Genomic DNA, 14,831 nt, shown 5'->3' on the forward strand with positions numbered 1-14,831 from the left:
GGATCGCGTCAACCGTAGTAGTTGTTGGTCAAGATCTGCGCGGTGATCTTGCGATGTTTCCAATGCATTTCATGTATGCGCGTCCTCAGTCGGTACAACACGTCCGGGTTGACCCCCTGGAACTTGAGCACCGCGGCTTCGGTACCGCCGTCACCGCCCAGATGCTCGATGTTGTCGATCGGCGGGAATCCGTATCGGGCAAGAAGCCCTCGGATCTCGTCATCGGTGGTGCCGCTTTCCAGGTTTCCCAACAGCAGGCGTGTCATGGTCAAGTCTCCTTCCGAGGCTCGGTCGCTAACCCATGATGTGGACACCGCTATCCACGTAGAGGGTCTCGCCCGACAGGCGGCGCGCATACTGCGTGGCGAGAAAGGCGCAGGTGTAGCCGACATCGAAAATGTCGACCAGCTCTCTCAGCGGCGCGCGGTGGGACGCCGATTCCAGCAATTCGTCGAAGTCTGTGAGTCCCGAAGCTGCGCGCGTCTTCAAGGGGCCGGGCGAAATGGCGTGAACGCGGATGCCCTGGGGACCCAACTCATGGGCCAGATAGCGTGCCGACGCCTCGAGTGCCGCCTTCACCGGACCCATCAGGTTGTAGTGCTCCACGACCTTGTTGGCGCCGTGGAAGCTCATCGTGAACATCGTGCCGCCATCCACCATCAACGGCGCTGCGCGGCGCGCCATGCGCACGAAGGAGTGGCACGAGACGTCCATGGCCTTGGCGAATCCTTCCGCCGAGGATTCGAGCAGGCCACCTTGTAGGTCACTCTTGGGAGCCCATGCGATCGAATGCAGGAGCACGTCGAGCCGGCCCCAGGTCCGGTTGATCTGCTCGAACACCGCGTCCAGCTCGTCGCTTCGGGTCACGTCCAGGGGCAACAGCAACGAGGCGCCGAGTGCATCTGCCAGCGGCTCGACGTAGGCTTTCGACTTGGGGTTGGCATAGGTGATGGCGAGTTCAGCGCCGAGTTCGCGGAAGGCCTTCGCGCATCCGTAGGCAATCGATTGGTCGTTGGCGATCCCGCAAACCAGTACTTTCGCGCCCTCGAGCAGAGGGTAGGTGCGCTCGGTTGTCATGACTTGGCCCCCTGGATGTTCATCAGCAGCGTGCGCGTGTGTCGCGCGATCATCAACTCTTCATTGGTCGGGACGACCCACACCGAGACACGACTTCCCTGCCGATGCAGACGTGGGCCGCCGGCCTGGTTGGCCTCACGGTCGAGGTCCACGCCCAGCCAGGCGGCGTCAAGGCAGACCCGCTCGCGTATCGAAGCCGCATGCTCACCGACGCCGGCGGTGAAGACCAACGCATCGATGCCTTGTGCCGCTGCCGCGAGCGATCCCAGTTCACGTCCGATGCGGTACGTGTAAAGGTCCAAGGCGAAGCGGGCTCGGGGGTCGTCCGAAGCAAGCAATAAGCGGACATCGCCGGAAATGCCGGAGACGCCGAACAACCCGGAGCGCCGGTAGAGCAAGTCCTCCACCCCGTCTGCGTCCATCTTCAGCTCGTTCAACAGGTAAAGGACGACGCCGGGATCGAGGCTTCCACAGCGGGTGCCCATCGGCAGCCCGTCAAGTGCAGTGAGCCCCATCGTGCTGGCGACGCTGCGTCCGGCCACCATCGCGCACATGCTGCTGCCGCTGCCAAGGTGGGCGACGAGGGTGCGGCCTGCTGCCGCCGTGGGGTCGATGTCGGGCAGCACGCTCGCAATGTATTCATAAGACAGCCCGTGGAAGCCGTAGCGCCGCACCCCTGCGTCCGTGATGGACGGCGGCAGCGCGTACGCCTGTGCGACTTCCGGCTGGTTGCGATGAAAGGCAGTGTCGAAGCAGGCGACCTGGGGCAGGTTCGGACGCAGCCTTGCCAGCGCTGCGATGGGCTGGAGGTTGTGCGGCTGATGCAGAGGGGCCAGCGGAACGAGCTTTTCGAGCTGGGAGCGCACGGTGGGTGTGATGACGGTCGGGAGCGAGAACTGCGTCCCCCCATGGGCCACTCGGTGGCCGACCGCCGCCAGCTCATGCCCTTCGAAATGTTCCCGCAGAAACTGTGCGAGGTAGGCGATGGCGGCTTCGTGGTCCAAGGTGGCGCCATCGGTCCAGCGCTGCGTCGCGACCAATTCGCCTTGCCCGTTGGTTGCGGTGAATCGAGGTGCCGTCGACAGGCCTTCAACCTGGCCGCGTAGCAGCAACTCGAGCTGGTCCGTGCCTGGATCGAAAGCGCTGAACTTGAGGCTCGATGAGCCGGCGTTGAGAACCAGAATCAGGTCTGCCATGGCATCACCCCAGCGCTCGTGACGTCGTGAGACGGGCGTTGGCGACCAGCGCGGCGACCGCGCAGGAGGCCAGCCGGGTGGTGACGGAGTCGGCCCGACTCGTCAGGATGATCGGCACTCGTGCACCGAGCACGATGCCGGCCGCGTCTGCTCCGGCCAGGAATGAGAGGCTCTTGGCCAGGACGTTGCCGGCCTCCAGGTCCGGCACCATCAGCACGTTGGCGCGTCCGGCCACCGGCGACTCGATCTTCTTGATGGTCGCGGCCTCGAGATTGATGGCGTTGTCGAGTGCCAGTGGACCGTCCACGATCGCACCCGTGATCTGATGGCGGTCGACCATCTTGCACAGCGCGGCGGCGTCGACCGTCGACGGCACCTTGGCATTGATGGTTTCCATCGCCGAGAGGATGGCGACTCGGACTTGCTCGACCCCCAGGTCATGCGCGAGGTCGATGGCGTTCTGCAGGATGTCGGCCTTCTCTTCCAGGGTGGGGGCGATGTTCACCGCCGCGTCGGTGATGATCAAGGCGCTGTCGTAGCCGGGCACGTCCATCACGAAACAATGGCTGACCCGACGTGCCGTGCGCAGCCCCGTCTCACGCTTGACCACGGCGCCCATCAACTCGTCCGTGTGCAGGCTGCCCTTCATCAGGGCGGATGCCTTGCCTTCGCGCACCAGTTGAACGGCCGCCTCGGCCGCCGCCTTGCTGTAAGGCGCTTCCACGATGGGATAGCGGGAGAGGTCCACCCCGCAGGACTTGGCCAAGGCCTCGATCTGCTGTCGGGGGCCGACCAGGATCGGTGCGATCAGGCCGAGGTCCGCGGCTTCCTGCACCGCCTGGAGGGCGCTGCGGTCGCAGGGGTAGGCAACGGCCGTGGGCGTGGGCGGAAGGGGGGCGCAGCGTGCGATCAGCCGCTGGTACTTCTCGTGCTTGGGATTCATGCTCGCTCCTTCATGCCTTGCTTTGCAGGGGAACGGCGGGCCGCTTGCGGCTGCCCTGCGGGGCCGGGGGAGCCAGCGCCCCCTGATCCTCTTCGAGCACCGCGCGGATGCGTCCGAGCATCTCCCATTGGCCGGGCGTCAGACTGGCGCCCAGCACAAAGGGGTCGACCGCCAGTTTGTCCAGCAGCCCCAACATCCTGGCTCGGTCTGTTGGCAGCGAGAGCAAGGCAGGCAAGGTCGCCAAGGACAGTGCCGGCTCGAGCCGAACGACGATCTCTTGCTCGCCGCGGAGACTGCGCCACCGATGCACCGGCAGGTCCGGCAGGTACTCCGCATACGTGTCCGCCAGCTCCTTGCGCATTTCCAGCCGCCACAACGGCAGGGGCTCGCCCCGCTGTGTCAGCAGGACTGCCACCCGTCCGAAGGCCTCCGGATAGCCGCCTTCGGCAATGTGCTCGAGCGCCTGGCGGACCTGCAACTGTTCGCGCGGATCGAGGGCTGCCGGGCTGCCCGCCACGGCCGGCGGCGCCTTGTCTGCCAGGTACATCGAAAACAGGTTGGCGTAGGCGGTGAAAAACAGTGCTTCCGTGCCCGCATCGCGCATCGCCCGGTAGTGCTCGAGCGCTGCGCCGAGGCAGCCCGCTCCTAAGCGTTCGCAGCGCCGCAAAGGGTGGTCGGGCTCCAGCGCCTGCCGGTTCTTCCTGACCGCCTCGGCTGCCGGGGCGACCCACGACAGCCAGGGATTGAGTCTGGAGATGCTCCAGTTCTGCAGGCGCAGCGGGTGCCAGGCTTCGAGCAGCCGAGCGGTGACGGGGTTCGACAGCGACTGGACGATGGGTTGCGCGAACAGCTCATAGGCGCGTTGGTTGAAGTCCGACAGCATCGCAACGGCGTCGAACGGCTTCTCGTCGGCACGCTGAAAGCGGTTCAGCCTTGCGGTGACGTCCTCGAGCCGGTGCTCCTGGAACTCGACCTGGTATTCGACCTCGCCGGTCGGCCCCTTTTGTTCGAGGATCGACATGCCGTAGAGCCCGGCCGGCAGTTGCTCGATGCTTTTGAGCACCGAGACGATTTGGGCGTGCTCTTTGGTCGCGACCTTGGCCGAGACAAAGATGCCGAGGTGACCGATGCTGCCGTGCTTCAGGCCGACGATCACCTGCCCGCGCGACTTGATGTCCTCGGTGCTCTCGTAGAGGTCAGCGACCCAGTTGAAGGCCTGCTGAGGTGGTGTGATGTTGTCCCCCATCGACGCGAACAGGATGATGGGCGAACGGATGTTGCGCAGGTCGAAGCTCTGCCCGCTGCTCGACTTGATGTCGCCGGACCAGAGCTTGTTGCCGACGAAGAGGTTGCGCACGATCCATTCGATCTCTTCGCGGTTCATCAGGTAGTACCCGCCCCACCATCGCTCGAAATCGAGGTAACGCGCCGGCTCGGTGTCGGCACGGTCGTACAGGTGGTAGAACTTCTCCCACAGGCTGTTGGCTGGGTTCAGGCTCTCGAAGTTCTGCACCAGGTGCGCACCGTCGAACTTGCCGTTGCCCAGATCGGCCGTGAGCGAAGCGAGCCAGGTCCCTCCCAGCAAGCCAGCGGAGTAGCGCATCGGGTTGTCACCCTCTCCTTCGCTCCACGCACCGCTCCAGTAAGACATCGGAGCGCCGTTGATGACGATAGGCCCGGTCTCGTCGGGGTCCGACGCGGCCAGCATCATCGCGGCCCAGCCGCCCTGGCAGTTGCCGATGATGGCGGGCTTGGGGCTGTCCGGGTGCAAGGCGCGCACCTTCTTCACGAACAGCTGTTCTGCGTCACAGACGTCGAGCAGCGTCTGACCCGGCTCCGGATCGCGAAAGAACACGACGAAGTACACCGGGTGACCGGCCCTCAGCGCGACGCCGACCTGCGAGTCGTCTTTGAACCCGCCGATGCCCGGCCCGTGTCCCGCACGCGGGTCGATGATGAGGTAGGGGCGCCGCTTCGCGTCCACTTCGACACCGGCAGGCGGCACGATCTTCAGCAGGGCATAGTTGACCGGGCGGTCGAACTGGCGGCCATCGAGAACGGTGTCGTAGGCGAAGTGCAAGACCGGGCGGAAGCCCTCTGTCGCACGATCGAGAAAGTTGTTTCCTCGGGTCCAAAGCGTCTCCCAGAACAGCACCGAACGCTGTGTGGCGTCGACCGCATAGCGGTACCAGGCCTGGGGGTCCGGGTTGGTGGCGGACTGCCGCAGCACGTCGATCAGGTCACCCGCCAGGACCTGACGCATGTGCTGTGAGTACTCCTCTTGAGCCTTCGCGGTCCGCTTGTTCAAGACGGTCGCCACCTTGGTTGCAACACCAACGCTGCGGGCGAGCTGTGCTCCTGTGTTCATCGATGGCCTCTGCTTTCAGGTGTTGGTGGGTGGTTGTGCTGAGGGCGATGTGAGGGCCGGAGCAGCAGCCCCGAGGTCCTGTGATCGCCAATGGCAGGACGCTCGTACGAGCTTAGTGGCCCTTGAGGAGGGTCGAGTATCCCGACAACCTCCTTGTGGTTTCATGCGAAGCACATTAAGGCTCGACGTTCCGAGCGTCCAGACAGGACAAGGGGCAGTTGCCGTCACCCATCGTCCCGATGCTTGTGCAGATTCCCTTGCATCACCCTTGCTGGGTCACAGGCAGGGCGGACTGCCCCAAGCCTCATGTTCTGCCCAGGACGGCGACCGTAAGGTGCGTGCCCAAGGGAGGTGCGTTCGCGCTGCCCCTGCAGATCAGGATCAGACCTGCACTATTCAAGGAGGGCGGCATGACCTGCATGATGAAATGGAAAGAGGCAGTCGAGGCACAGGTCGGCGAGATCCTGTTTCCCTACACGGTGGTCCTGTGCGCACCCGCACCACCGGCAACGGATGAAACGGTGGTGGTCTACGGCGACCACTGGGCGATGGCGGTGCGCACGGCGCTTTGCGCCCGCCAGTGGCACGATGTGTGTGCGGTGTTCTAAGGTCGGCAAGAGGATGTGTGGAACTGGCATGTCTGAGACACGGTCCCGCATGCGCGAGCCTGCGCGGCGAACCCTGCTTGGCGCCAGCGCGTGGGTGGCGCTTGCCCTTGTGCCGGTCGGCGTTGCCATGGCGTCGCCTGACGCTGCCGGGGAGCGGAGTCCCGGGCCCTCGAAGCTGAACGGTCCGGTGCGGGCGCTCGATCTGCAGGGGCTGAAGCGCGATACCACCTACTTTCTCGGCTATCAGTTCGCGGCGGTCGCCCTCATCAACCTGTGGCCCGAGGAGGACACCAACTATGAGAATGACAAGAAGGTGGGGTGGGAGAGCTGGCGGCACAACGTCACGCATCCGAAATGGGACGACGACCGCGCTGTCGTGAACTACATTCTGCACCCGTACTGGGGAGCGGGCTACTACGTGCGGGCACGGGAACGGGGGCTGCACGGTACGCAGGCCTTGCTGTACTCCGCCTTGCTCTCGTCCATCTTCGAGTTCGGTGCCGAAGCCCTGGTGGAGAACGTCTCCTACCAGGACCTGCTGGTCACCCCGCTGCTGGGCAGCCTGCTCGGCGAGCACGTCTTCTGGCCGTTGCGTCAACGCATCCTGGCCAAGCAGGAGGCGCACTCGACCGCCGACCGTGTGCTGCTCGTTCTCACCGATCCGCTGGCGGCCCTCAACGCTGGCGTGGACCGCGTGTTGGGGCGCGGGGTCGAAGTGAGTCTGACGACACCGCTGTCGCCCTTGGGAACCTCGCTGCGGCCCTGCGAGGGTGCAGTGCCGCACTGCCTGTCAGGTGCGATCCGAGGCGGCAGCAAGCCGCGCTGGGGTGTGCAACTGCGGCTGCAATGGTGACGCTGTCGCTGAATCGAGGGTCTTTGTAGGGTGCGGGTCTGCGCCTGGTGCGTCTGCCCGACACCCGCATGGCCCCGGCTCATGCTGGTGTGTAGGCTGCAACACAGCAGCGCCGCGGCAGCACCGCGGTTGCAGGACATCTGACAAGGGGCTGACATGGGTCTTGTGCGTGGTTGGGTCTTGCGCGTCACCTGCGGGCTTGCCGTGTCGCTGTGGTCCGTTCTGACAATGGCACAGGCGGTGGCGAGCTTCACTCAGGAGGAACTCGACCAGATGCTGGCACCCATTGCGCTGTATCCCGACACGCTGTTGTCACAGGTGTTGATGGCCTCGACCTATCCGGCGGAGGTGGCCGAAGCGGCGAAGTGGTCCAAGGCGAACCCGGACAAGACCGGCGACGCAGCGGTCAAGGCGGTGGAGAGTCAAACCTGGGACCCGAGCGTCAAATCACTGGTCGCGTTCCCGCAAGTCCTCACGACCATGGGGGCCCAGCCGGACTGGGTGCAGCGACTTGGCGACGCATTTCTGGCCTCCTCGCAACAGGTGCTCGACGCGGCACAGCGGCTTCGGTCACGGGCCGAGAAAGCCGGGCATCTCAAGACGACCGAGGGTCAGAAGGTCGTCAAGGAGCAGGCACCCCAAGCCGAGCAGACCGTCATCCGGATTGAGCAGGCCGATCCCCAGGTGGTGTATGTGCCCGCGTATGACCCCGGGGTTGTGTACGGCGCCTGGCCGTATCCCGCCTATCCCCCGTTCTACTACCCGCCGCCGGTGGCTTACTACCCGGGGGCGGTACTTGCGTCGGGCCTCGTGTTCGGTGTCGGGGTGGCGGCGACCGCGGCACTCTGGGGCGATTGTGACTGGGGGCGCGGCGACGTCGACATCAACGTGAACAAGTACAACAACATCAACGCCAATCGAAAGCTCGACGCGCAGCAGACGCGCTTTCAGCACAACACGACCCATCGTCGCGGGGTGCCATACGGCGACGACAGCAGCCGCCAGCGTTTCGCGGGCGCGGGTGCCGGTGATGCCAGTCAGCGAACCTCATATCGAGGCCGTGATCCGCAGCGCGATGCGCAACGCCAGCAAGCCCAGGCCACCCTTCAGGAACGCAACATGGAGCCGGGCGGGCGGCGCGAGCCCTCACCCAGAGATGCGAGTGGAGCGGGTGCAACCGAAGGGCTTGGACGTGAGCGGCCCGACCAAGCCGATGCGCGAGGTCGCGGGGACCAGCCGTCGTCGGCTCGACAAGGCACCGATAACGCCGGCGCGCGGGCGCGCCCCGAGGCCGGCGGGGACGCGGACCATGCCTTTCGCGGTGCCGCCGACCCGGGACGTTCCCGGGAGCAGGCACACCGCGGTGAGGCGAGCCGCAGTTCCATGACGCAGCAGGGTCCTCGAGGGGCGGGCGGGCGCGCATCGGCTGGCGTCGGCGGCGGCCGCCGACGGTAGTGTCCTGTCTCAGAAATGCCAGGCATTTCTGAGACAGGACACTGGGAGGTAAGCTTCATGACGGCCTGCATCGCCCCTGACACCACTGGTCCCTTGCGGAGGTCGAGTCGGCTTCGGTTCTGTGCCTTGACCTTTGCGTTCGTGACGGCGAGTTTGCTAGCTTCGGCAAATTGTGTCGCGCAGCAGACCTATCGCAGCGCCGAGGACGCAGCGCAAGCCTTCGTCGATGCCTTGCGCCGCAGCGATCGCGGCGCCCTTGAGGCCGTTCTCGGGCCGAACGGGAAAGGCTTGATCCCGGCAGGTGGCATTGGCCAGGACGACATCGACGCATTCCTGGCCGCGTGGCAGACGCAACACAAGATCGAGACGCAAACCGACGGCACGGCGTTGATCTCGGTCGGCCAAGCCGGTTGGACGCTGCCGATCCCCCTCATCGCGAGCAGTGGCGGATGGCGCTTCGATCCCCAGAGGGGTGCCGAACAACTTCGGACCCGTCGCATCGGGCGCAACGAGTTGGGCGCGATACAAGCGTCCCTGGCTTATTTCGATGCCCAGCGCGAGTACGCGCTGAAGGACCGCGACGGCAATGGCGTGCTCGAGTATGCACAGAAGCTCGTCAGCGCTCCCGGGCGACATGACGGCTTGTACTGGCCGGACGCTCAGGACCAGGAGGCCAGCCCCTTGGGGCCCTTGTTCGCGAGTCGCAAGCCTCGCGGCGGGGCCGGCTACCAAGGCTACTTCTACAAGGTTCTGAAGGCTCAAGGTGAGCATGCCCCTGGTGGCGCTTACCACTACATCGTGGGCGGACGCATGCGCAGTGGCTTCGCTTTGATCGCATGGCCGAGTCGGTATGGGCATACCGGTGTGATGAGCTTCATGGTCAACCACGACGGCCGGGTCTACGAGAAGGATCTGGGCCCCAGAACGGACGAAGCCGTGCAGGCCATCACGCGCTTCGATCCCGATGCAAGCTGGAAGAAAGTAGCCGTGCCAGAGCACTGAGGCGGCGACTGCCGCGACGCGGGGCGAATGCGATGGCGCCGCTGCGAAGGTCCTCACTCGCCCTTTGCGTCTCATCGTCACGCACACCTGGCCGCACGAAAGGAGTCAACGTGACACATCGCCATCTCATCGTCTCCTTGCTGGGAGCTTGTGCCGTACTTGCGCTTCAGCCCGCCAGTGCTCAGACGTCCAAAGACACCTCTCAGGCGCCTGTGACCCGTCCGGAGGAGATGAAGATGGAGCGTGAGCAGTTCCTGCGAATGTACGTGTGGGACGAGGCCAGCTCGACCTGGAAACTCAAGAGTGGCGTGGAGCCCTCGCAGCCGCTCAAGAGTCCGGCCGAGATCAAGGCCGAACGCGAAGCGTTCCTGAGCCGGCACCGTTGGAACGATGAGGAGGGCGCGTGGAAGCCCGTCAACGGCCCGTCGCGGCCGACAAGCACGCTGACAACCGAACAACGGCGTGCCGAGACGGCAAGATTCATGAGCACGCACCGCTGGGACGAACGCAACCAGACCTGGGTGGAACGCAAGGCCATGGAAAGGGAATGAGGCTGGGCCGCCGGGACGAAAAAAAAGGGCTCCCCGAAGGGAGCCCGTGCAAGGCACAGCGGACTGTGCTTCTCTCAGGAGGAAACCACGACTAGGAGAAAAAGAAAAACGGTTCAATCACAAGAAATCGATCCGGATCAGTGCTGCGGGATGTGCAGAGCGCCCGCGGCCTTGCCCTTGCCAGCCCGCGCCGGCGGATTGCACATGCCGCACACGAAGTGCTTGGCGATCTCGTGCGGATGCGTCACGAAGTGGCCGCCGCACTTGGAACACTTGGTCATCGTCAACATGCCGTTGTCGATGAACTTCACCAGCCGCCACGCACGCGTCACCGACAACAGCGGCTCCAGCCCCTGCGCCTGCGTCTGCTCGAGATACAACCGGTAGGCCTTGATGATGGTGTCGATCTCGTCGATCTCGGCCACCTTGTTCAGGTACTCGTGGATGTTCAGGAACAGCGAGGCATGGATATTCGGCTGCCAGGTCATGAACCAGTCGGTCGAGAACGGCAACTGGCCCTTGGACGGCGACTTGCCCGAGACTTCCTTGTACAAGCGCAGCAGCCGCTCATAAGACAGATCGGTCTCCGACTCCAGCACCTGCAGACGAGCACCCAGTTGGATCAGCGTGACGGCACGGTCGATCTGCTTGGCTTCGCTCAGGATGCTCTTGCTGCGCATGATGGCTTTCGGTGTGAGGGTCAACGACGGGGCACGTGTGGCGGCGAAACGGGGCGGTCAGCCGGTCGGCTGACGGGACTCAGGCGGCTTCTTGATGCCGGCCGGCCAGCACGATGGCAGCGTGCAAGCGCGAAGTCGCGTCGTTGGCCGCGGCGCTCTTGCCGTGGTTGGTGAGCAGGCCCCACACCAGTTCGTCGTCGAAGCGGAAGCGGCACAGCAGGGTATTGCCCGACGCGATCTTCATCATCTGGGCCGGCGTCAGCACGCTCAGTAGGTCGGCGGTGTCTTCGCTCACGCCCAGGCGGAACAGCGCTTGTTCGCGATCGCTGCGGATCAGGTTCTGCGCCAGCATCAGATAGGACAGGTTGGCTTCGCGGATCTCGGTGAGGATCTGTTCGACGTTGGTGGTCATCATCTGCTCCTGGTCTCTACTGCTGCTGCTGTCCGAATCGCTTCGTGGGGTGCAGGACGTTGTGGCCTGCGATGGAATGAATTCTGGACTTCGGCCCGGTTTCGTAACATCAGCTTGCTTCTGTGCGCCGTGTCCCCCGGATCTCACACGCCGTGTCAGACAACTTCCTACAGGACGGGCCGAGAGGCCCCTTATTTCCGGCTCAAGTCGACAGAGGGTGCAGTCGAATGATCGGCGGCGACCGACCGGCCCGAAGAGGCGCGGAGAGCGGCGGCCGCAGGCGTGGTGGTGGCCTGGCCGGGCACGGCCTGAAAGTCGGGGAGGGGGAGCCGAGGGCGGCGGGAGGCGCGCCCGGACCAGCGGCTGGGGCGGTTTTGCCCGCAGCGCCAGGGGGTGCGGGAAAGGAGCGGGTGACAGCAGAACCGGGTGGCTGGCCGTTCAAGCGCCAGCCGACGCCCGCGGGAGCCGTTCAGCGGAGGGCCCCCTGTCACTCCATGATGGGCACGATTTTGAAGACGTCGGCTTCTGGCCACCGCTGTGCAGCGAGCGCGCGCGCCGTCGCGACGGCCTGTTCGCGTTCCACCTGCTTGATTTCCAGCCATTGCGGGCCGCTGTCGCTTGCCGGATATTTGAAGGCCACCAGCCAGCCTGTGATCTCGCCGAACATGAGTTCTCGCCATCCCGGACGCGACTTGCGTCGCCTTAGGTGGCATGGTATCGGCCGGCCGGTGCGCCCGCGCGACGCTATCGCAATGGCGCGGAAAATTGCCGCGAAAAGGTGCACGGGGGCGGGCAGGGCTTTGCCGGGGCGGCGGCTCGGTCAGCCGGGGTCGCGCAGCACGGTGGGATGGTTGCGCTCGTAGACCGACTGACAGTCAGCGCAACGCGACGCCGTGGGCTGCGCCATCAGACGGCGGTAGTCGATGTCCTGCCCGCAGTCGATACATTCGCCGTAGCTGCCGTCAGCGATGCGTCGTCGCGCGCCGTCGATGTCGACCAGCTCCACCACATCACGTTCCATTTCGACATGGCGGATGCCGTCTTGCAGGTGTGCGGTGGCGGCGTCACCCTGATCGCCGACCACGCCGGCCTGCTCGATCTCCCGTTCCGCGTTGGCCTCACGCGCCAGCCGGATCTCACCCTGCAACTGCGCTTCACGTTGCGACAGCAAGTCTCTGACGGTCTGCAACTGCTCTTCTGACAACATGCTCACCCTTTCCTGCCTCGAGCGGCGTGATGAGAGCGGCGGCGGCGCCGCCTTGCTTCGTCAACGTAGAAGCAGCAAATTAGAGGCCGGGGTGCGTTTGATCGCGCGGCATGCGGGTCGGCGGAGCAGAGTCCACCGCGAGGAGCGGCGTCATCTTGGGCCGGGGCGCGTCGCGGTGCGCCTGACGCTCGCGATGACGCGCCGTTGACGAGCTGGCTGAGGACCGTAGAGCAGGGGCCCGGGCCGGCCGCCTCCTGCAGCCAAGGCCGACCTCCGCCCCCACGCCGCCCAACCTGTGGAAGCGGGCGTACCGCATCCTGCCGAGCCCGCGGTACGACGGGCCCGGCGCGAGCGTTCACTCGTCGACCTCGTCTTGCGCGCGCAGCCGCACGCACTGGGGGTGGTTGAGGTACTGCCCCTTCTTGCACTGCGTCTGCATGCAGTAGTAAAGCGAGAAGTTCGTTCTCGGCTCACACAACGCGCGCGGATTGCTCGGCTCGGTCGCGGCCACGCGGCGGCCCGGGGCATTCGGGTTGGCGCCTGCCTCCGCGCCGGGAGGGGGAGTGCCTGCCGCCACGCCCGGTCCAGGCGTGGGCGTTGCAGCGACAGCGCCGGGCGCCGCCGGGGTTGGTTCGGCAGGCGGAGGCGCGGGCGTCGCCGCGGTTGTTGCCGCGGTTGTTGCCGGCGGTGTGGCGGCGGGCGGTGTCACCGCCGGGGGTGTGGCGGGTGGCGTGGCGGCCACCGTCGGGGCCGGCGGCGATACCGTCCCCGCTGCCGCCGGCGGCGTAGTAGTGGTCGCGGTGGGCGAGGGGGGCGTGGCCGTTGCTGCAGGCGGCGTGGTGGCGGGCGCGACGCCCGTCGGTTGTTCCTGCTGCGGCGGCCGGTTCACGCCCGCGACGGCTGCCGGCGGGGTGGCTTCGGCGCCAGGCGGGGTTCCGGTCGCTCGAGGCCCGGTTTCGCCGGCAGCACCGCCGCCCGGGGCGGCAGGCGTTACCGGACGAGGGGCGGGCGGGGGCGGGGTGGTCGTCCCCGACTGGCCATAGGACGTCCCCGCGATCTGCCGCATCAGCGCTGCGGCCTTGCGCTCCTCGTTCCATTTCCAGCCGCCGAGGCCCAGCGCCACCAGCACCGCGAACCCGAGGGCCCAGTGGGTCAGACGACCGCTGCCCCCCGCATTGCCGTCGGCAACCATCTCGTCACCAGGACGCGTCGCGGTCCAACGTTCCGGGTCTTCCTTCGTCGCAGGCGGCAACGAGCCGAGGGCCACGTTGAGGGCGGCCATCACCGCTTCGTCGGACGGCACCTCATCCGGCCGCTGTGGCGTGAAGGGCGGTGCGGCAGGGGGCGGGGTGCCCGGGGTTGCCCCCGCGCCGCCGGGAAAGACGGTGAACACCGGCGGCCCGTCCTGCGGCCCGCGCTGGGTGGCGGCGCGCCGGGCAGCCGTTGCGGCCACGGCAGCATCGCGCGCGGGGCCCGCCTGATTCAGCGCTTGCCTCAACTCGTCGACGCTTTGGGGCCTGTCCTGTGGGCGGACCGACAGCGCCCAGTCGATCGCCGCAAGGAACGGCGCGCTGTAGCTCAGCCCCGGATAGACCGCCTGCAGCGACTGCACCACCTCCGACAGGGGTTGGAGCTGGTCGTCGACCGCTCGCACCGTCGAAGGCAGCGGCGAACGACCGCTGATGCAGTAGTAAACCACGGCCGCCAGTGCGTAGAGATCGGTCCAGGGGCCCTGTTGCAGGTGGCCTGCCTCGGCGTACTGCTCGATCGGGGCGAACGCCGGCTTGAGGATGGCGGTGAGGGTCTGCGTCTTGTCGCCGATCACGCGGCGTGCGGCGCCGAAATCGAGCAGCACCGGTCGCCCGTCGGTCAGCAGGAGGATGTTGTCGGGGGCGATGTCGCGGTGGTAGCAGGATGCCGCATGCAGCACGTCGAGCGCGCCCATCAGCGACTCGAGCAGGTTGCGCAGCCATGCTTCGTCCGGCGGCGTGCGCATCGCCATGCGCGCCGCGGCCAAGGTCGGCCCCTCGTAATACGGCATCACCATATAGGCGGTGCCGTTGGCCTCCCAGAAGCGGTAGACGCGCACCAGCGACGGATGATCGAAGCGGGCCAGCAGCCGGGCCTCGTTCACGAAGGAGCGCAGGCCCAGGGCGAAGGTTTCGGCGTGGGAAGAGGCGCGCAACGTCACATACGAGCGGGCACCGCGCGACGCGAGCGCGGCCGGCAAGTATTCCTTCACCGCGACGTGACGCTGCAGGTCGTGGTCGACCGCCAGGTAGACGATGCCGAAGCCGCCCTCGCCGAGCACGTGCTGCACTTCGTATTCCGCCACGCGCGCACCGGGCTGCAGCGCGTCCTGACTGGGCGCGGCCTGCACCTGCGTCGGCTCGAAGCCGGCGGCGTACGCCTGTGGGGAAACGGACTGTTGGGATGGATAGGTCATCGAATCGGAGCGCTGAACTATGTCGTTGGCCAG

The 14,831-nt window shown here is 66.1% G+C and carries 15 protein-coding genes; 5 read left to right on the top strand and 10 right to left on the bottom strand.

The window, feature by feature from the left end; translation table 11 throughout:
- Positions 1-8 precede the first annotated feature (8 nt).
- From AAW51_RS13120 to AAW51_RS13140, 5 genes are read right to left on the bottom strand one after another with little or no spacing between them, the layout of a single operon-like run.
- Positions 9-266 (bottom strand): RNA-binding protein, encoded by a 258-nt coding sequence (locus AAW51_RS13120; RefSeq protein ID WP_047194976.1) that lies wholly within the window; start codon positions 264-266, stop codon positions 9-11.
- A 28-nt stretch (positions 267-294) separates the two neighbouring features.
- Complete coding sequence (fabI, locus tag AAW51_RS13125; RefSeq protein WP_047194977.1) at positions 295-1,077, bottom strand: enoyl-ACP reductase FabI; 783 nt, start codon at positions 1,075-1,077, stop codon at positions 295-297.
- Positions 1,074-2,273 carry an acetate/propionate family kinase gene (locus AAW51_RS13130; protein ID WP_047194978.1) on the bottom strand — a complete coding sequence of 400 codons (1,200 nt, stop codon included), beginning with the start codon at positions 2,271-2,273 and terminating at the stop codon, positions 1,074-1,076. The genes fabI and AAW51_RS13130 overlap by 4 nt, the downstream gene beginning before the upstream one ends.
- A 4-nt stretch (positions 2,274-2,277) precedes the next feature.
- Positions 2,278-3,216, bottom strand: coding sequence for a phosphate acetyltransferase (locus AAW51_RS13135; RefSeq protein WP_047194979.1), 939 nt, complete (start codon positions 3,214-3,216; stop codon positions 2,278-2,280).
- A 10-nt stretch (positions 3,217-3,226) separates the two neighbouring features.
- Entirely contained in the window at positions 3,227-5,584 is a 2,358-nt protein-coding gene (locus tag AAW51_RS13140; RefSeq protein WP_047194980.1) for a DUF3141 domain-containing protein, read from the bottom strand.
- Between the two features lie 410 nt (positions 5,585-5,994).
- On the opposite strand from AAW51_RS13140, the gene AAW51_RS29930 reads away from it, so the two are divergent.
- From AAW51_RS29930 to AAW51_RS13165, 5 genes are all read left to right on the top strand, one after another.
- On the top strand, positions 5,995-6,192 hold the full coding sequence (locus tag AAW51_RS29930; RefSeq protein ID WP_047194981.1) for a hypothetical protein: 198 nt from the start codon (positions 5,995-5,997) through the stop codon (positions 6,190-6,192).
- Between the two features lie 49 nt (positions 6,193-6,241).
- A complete protein-coding gene (locus AAW51_RS28115; protein WP_169788021.1) occupies positions 6,242-7,045 on the top strand; it encodes a DUF3943 domain-containing protein in 804 nt (267 codons plus the stop codon).
- A 156-nt stretch (positions 7,046-7,201) separates the two neighbouring features.
- Positions 7,202-8,500 carry a DUF3300 domain-containing protein gene (locus AAW51_RS13155; RefSeq protein WP_047194982.1) on the top strand — a complete coding sequence of 433 codons (1,299 nt, stop codon included), beginning with the start codon at positions 7,202-7,204 and terminating at the stop codon, positions 8,498-8,500.
- Between the two features lie 126 nt (positions 8,501-8,626).
- Positions 8,627-9,502: a DUF2950 domain-containing protein gene (locus tag AAW51_RS13160; RefSeq protein WP_047194983.1), complete on the top strand. Its 876-nt coding sequence runs from the start codon at positions 8,627-8,629 to the stop codon at positions 9,500-9,502.
- Positions 9,503-9,612: 110 nt separating this feature from the next.
- Positions 9,613-10,053 (top strand): ATP-binding cassette domain-containing protein, encoded by a 441-nt coding sequence (locus tag AAW51_RS13165; RefSeq protein ID WP_157359853.1) that lies wholly within the window; start codon positions 9,613-9,615, stop codon positions 10,051-10,053.
- Positions 10,054-10,190: 137 nt separating this feature from the next.
- On the opposite strand, the gene flhC is transcribed toward AAW51_RS13165, so the two are convergent.
- From flhC to AAW51_RS30765, 5 genes are all read right to left on the bottom strand, one after another.
- Positions 10,191-10,733, bottom strand: coding sequence for a flagellar transcriptional regulator FlhC (flhC, locus tag AAW51_RS13170; protein ID WP_047194985.1), 543 nt, complete (start codon positions 10,731-10,733; stop codon positions 10,191-10,193).
- Between the two features lie 79 nt (positions 10,734-10,812).
- Positions 10,813-11,145, bottom strand: coding sequence for a flagellar transcriptional regulator FlhD (gene flhD, locus AAW51_RS13175; protein ID WP_047194986.1), 333 nt, complete (start codon positions 11,143-11,145; stop codon positions 10,813-10,815).
- A gap of 487 nt (positions 11,146-11,632) precedes the next feature.
- Positions 11,633-11,812, bottom strand: a complete 180-nt coding sequence (locus AAW51_RS13180; RefSeq protein ID WP_047194987.1) for a hypothetical protein — start codon at positions 11,810-11,812, stop codon at positions 11,633-11,635.
- A 153-nt stretch (positions 11,813-11,965) separates the two neighbouring features.
- On the bottom strand, positions 11,966-12,352 hold the full coding sequence (locus tag AAW51_RS13185; protein WP_047194988.1) for a TraR/DksA family transcriptional regulator: 387 nt from the start codon (positions 12,350-12,352) through the stop codon (positions 11,966-11,968).
- Positions 12,353-12,707: 355 nt separating this feature from the next.
- A complete protein-coding gene (locus tag AAW51_RS30765; protein WP_047194989.1) occupies positions 12,708-14,798 on the bottom strand; it encodes a serine/threonine protein kinase in 2,091 nt (696 codons plus the stop codon).
- Between the last annotated feature and the right edge of the window lie 33 nt (positions 14,799-14,831).

The sequence above is a fragment of the Caldimonas brevitalea genome (assembly GCF_001017435.1).
Lineage (GTDB): Bacteria > Pseudomonadota > Gammaproteobacteria > Burkholderiales > Burkholderiaceae_C > Caldimonas > Caldimonas brevitalea.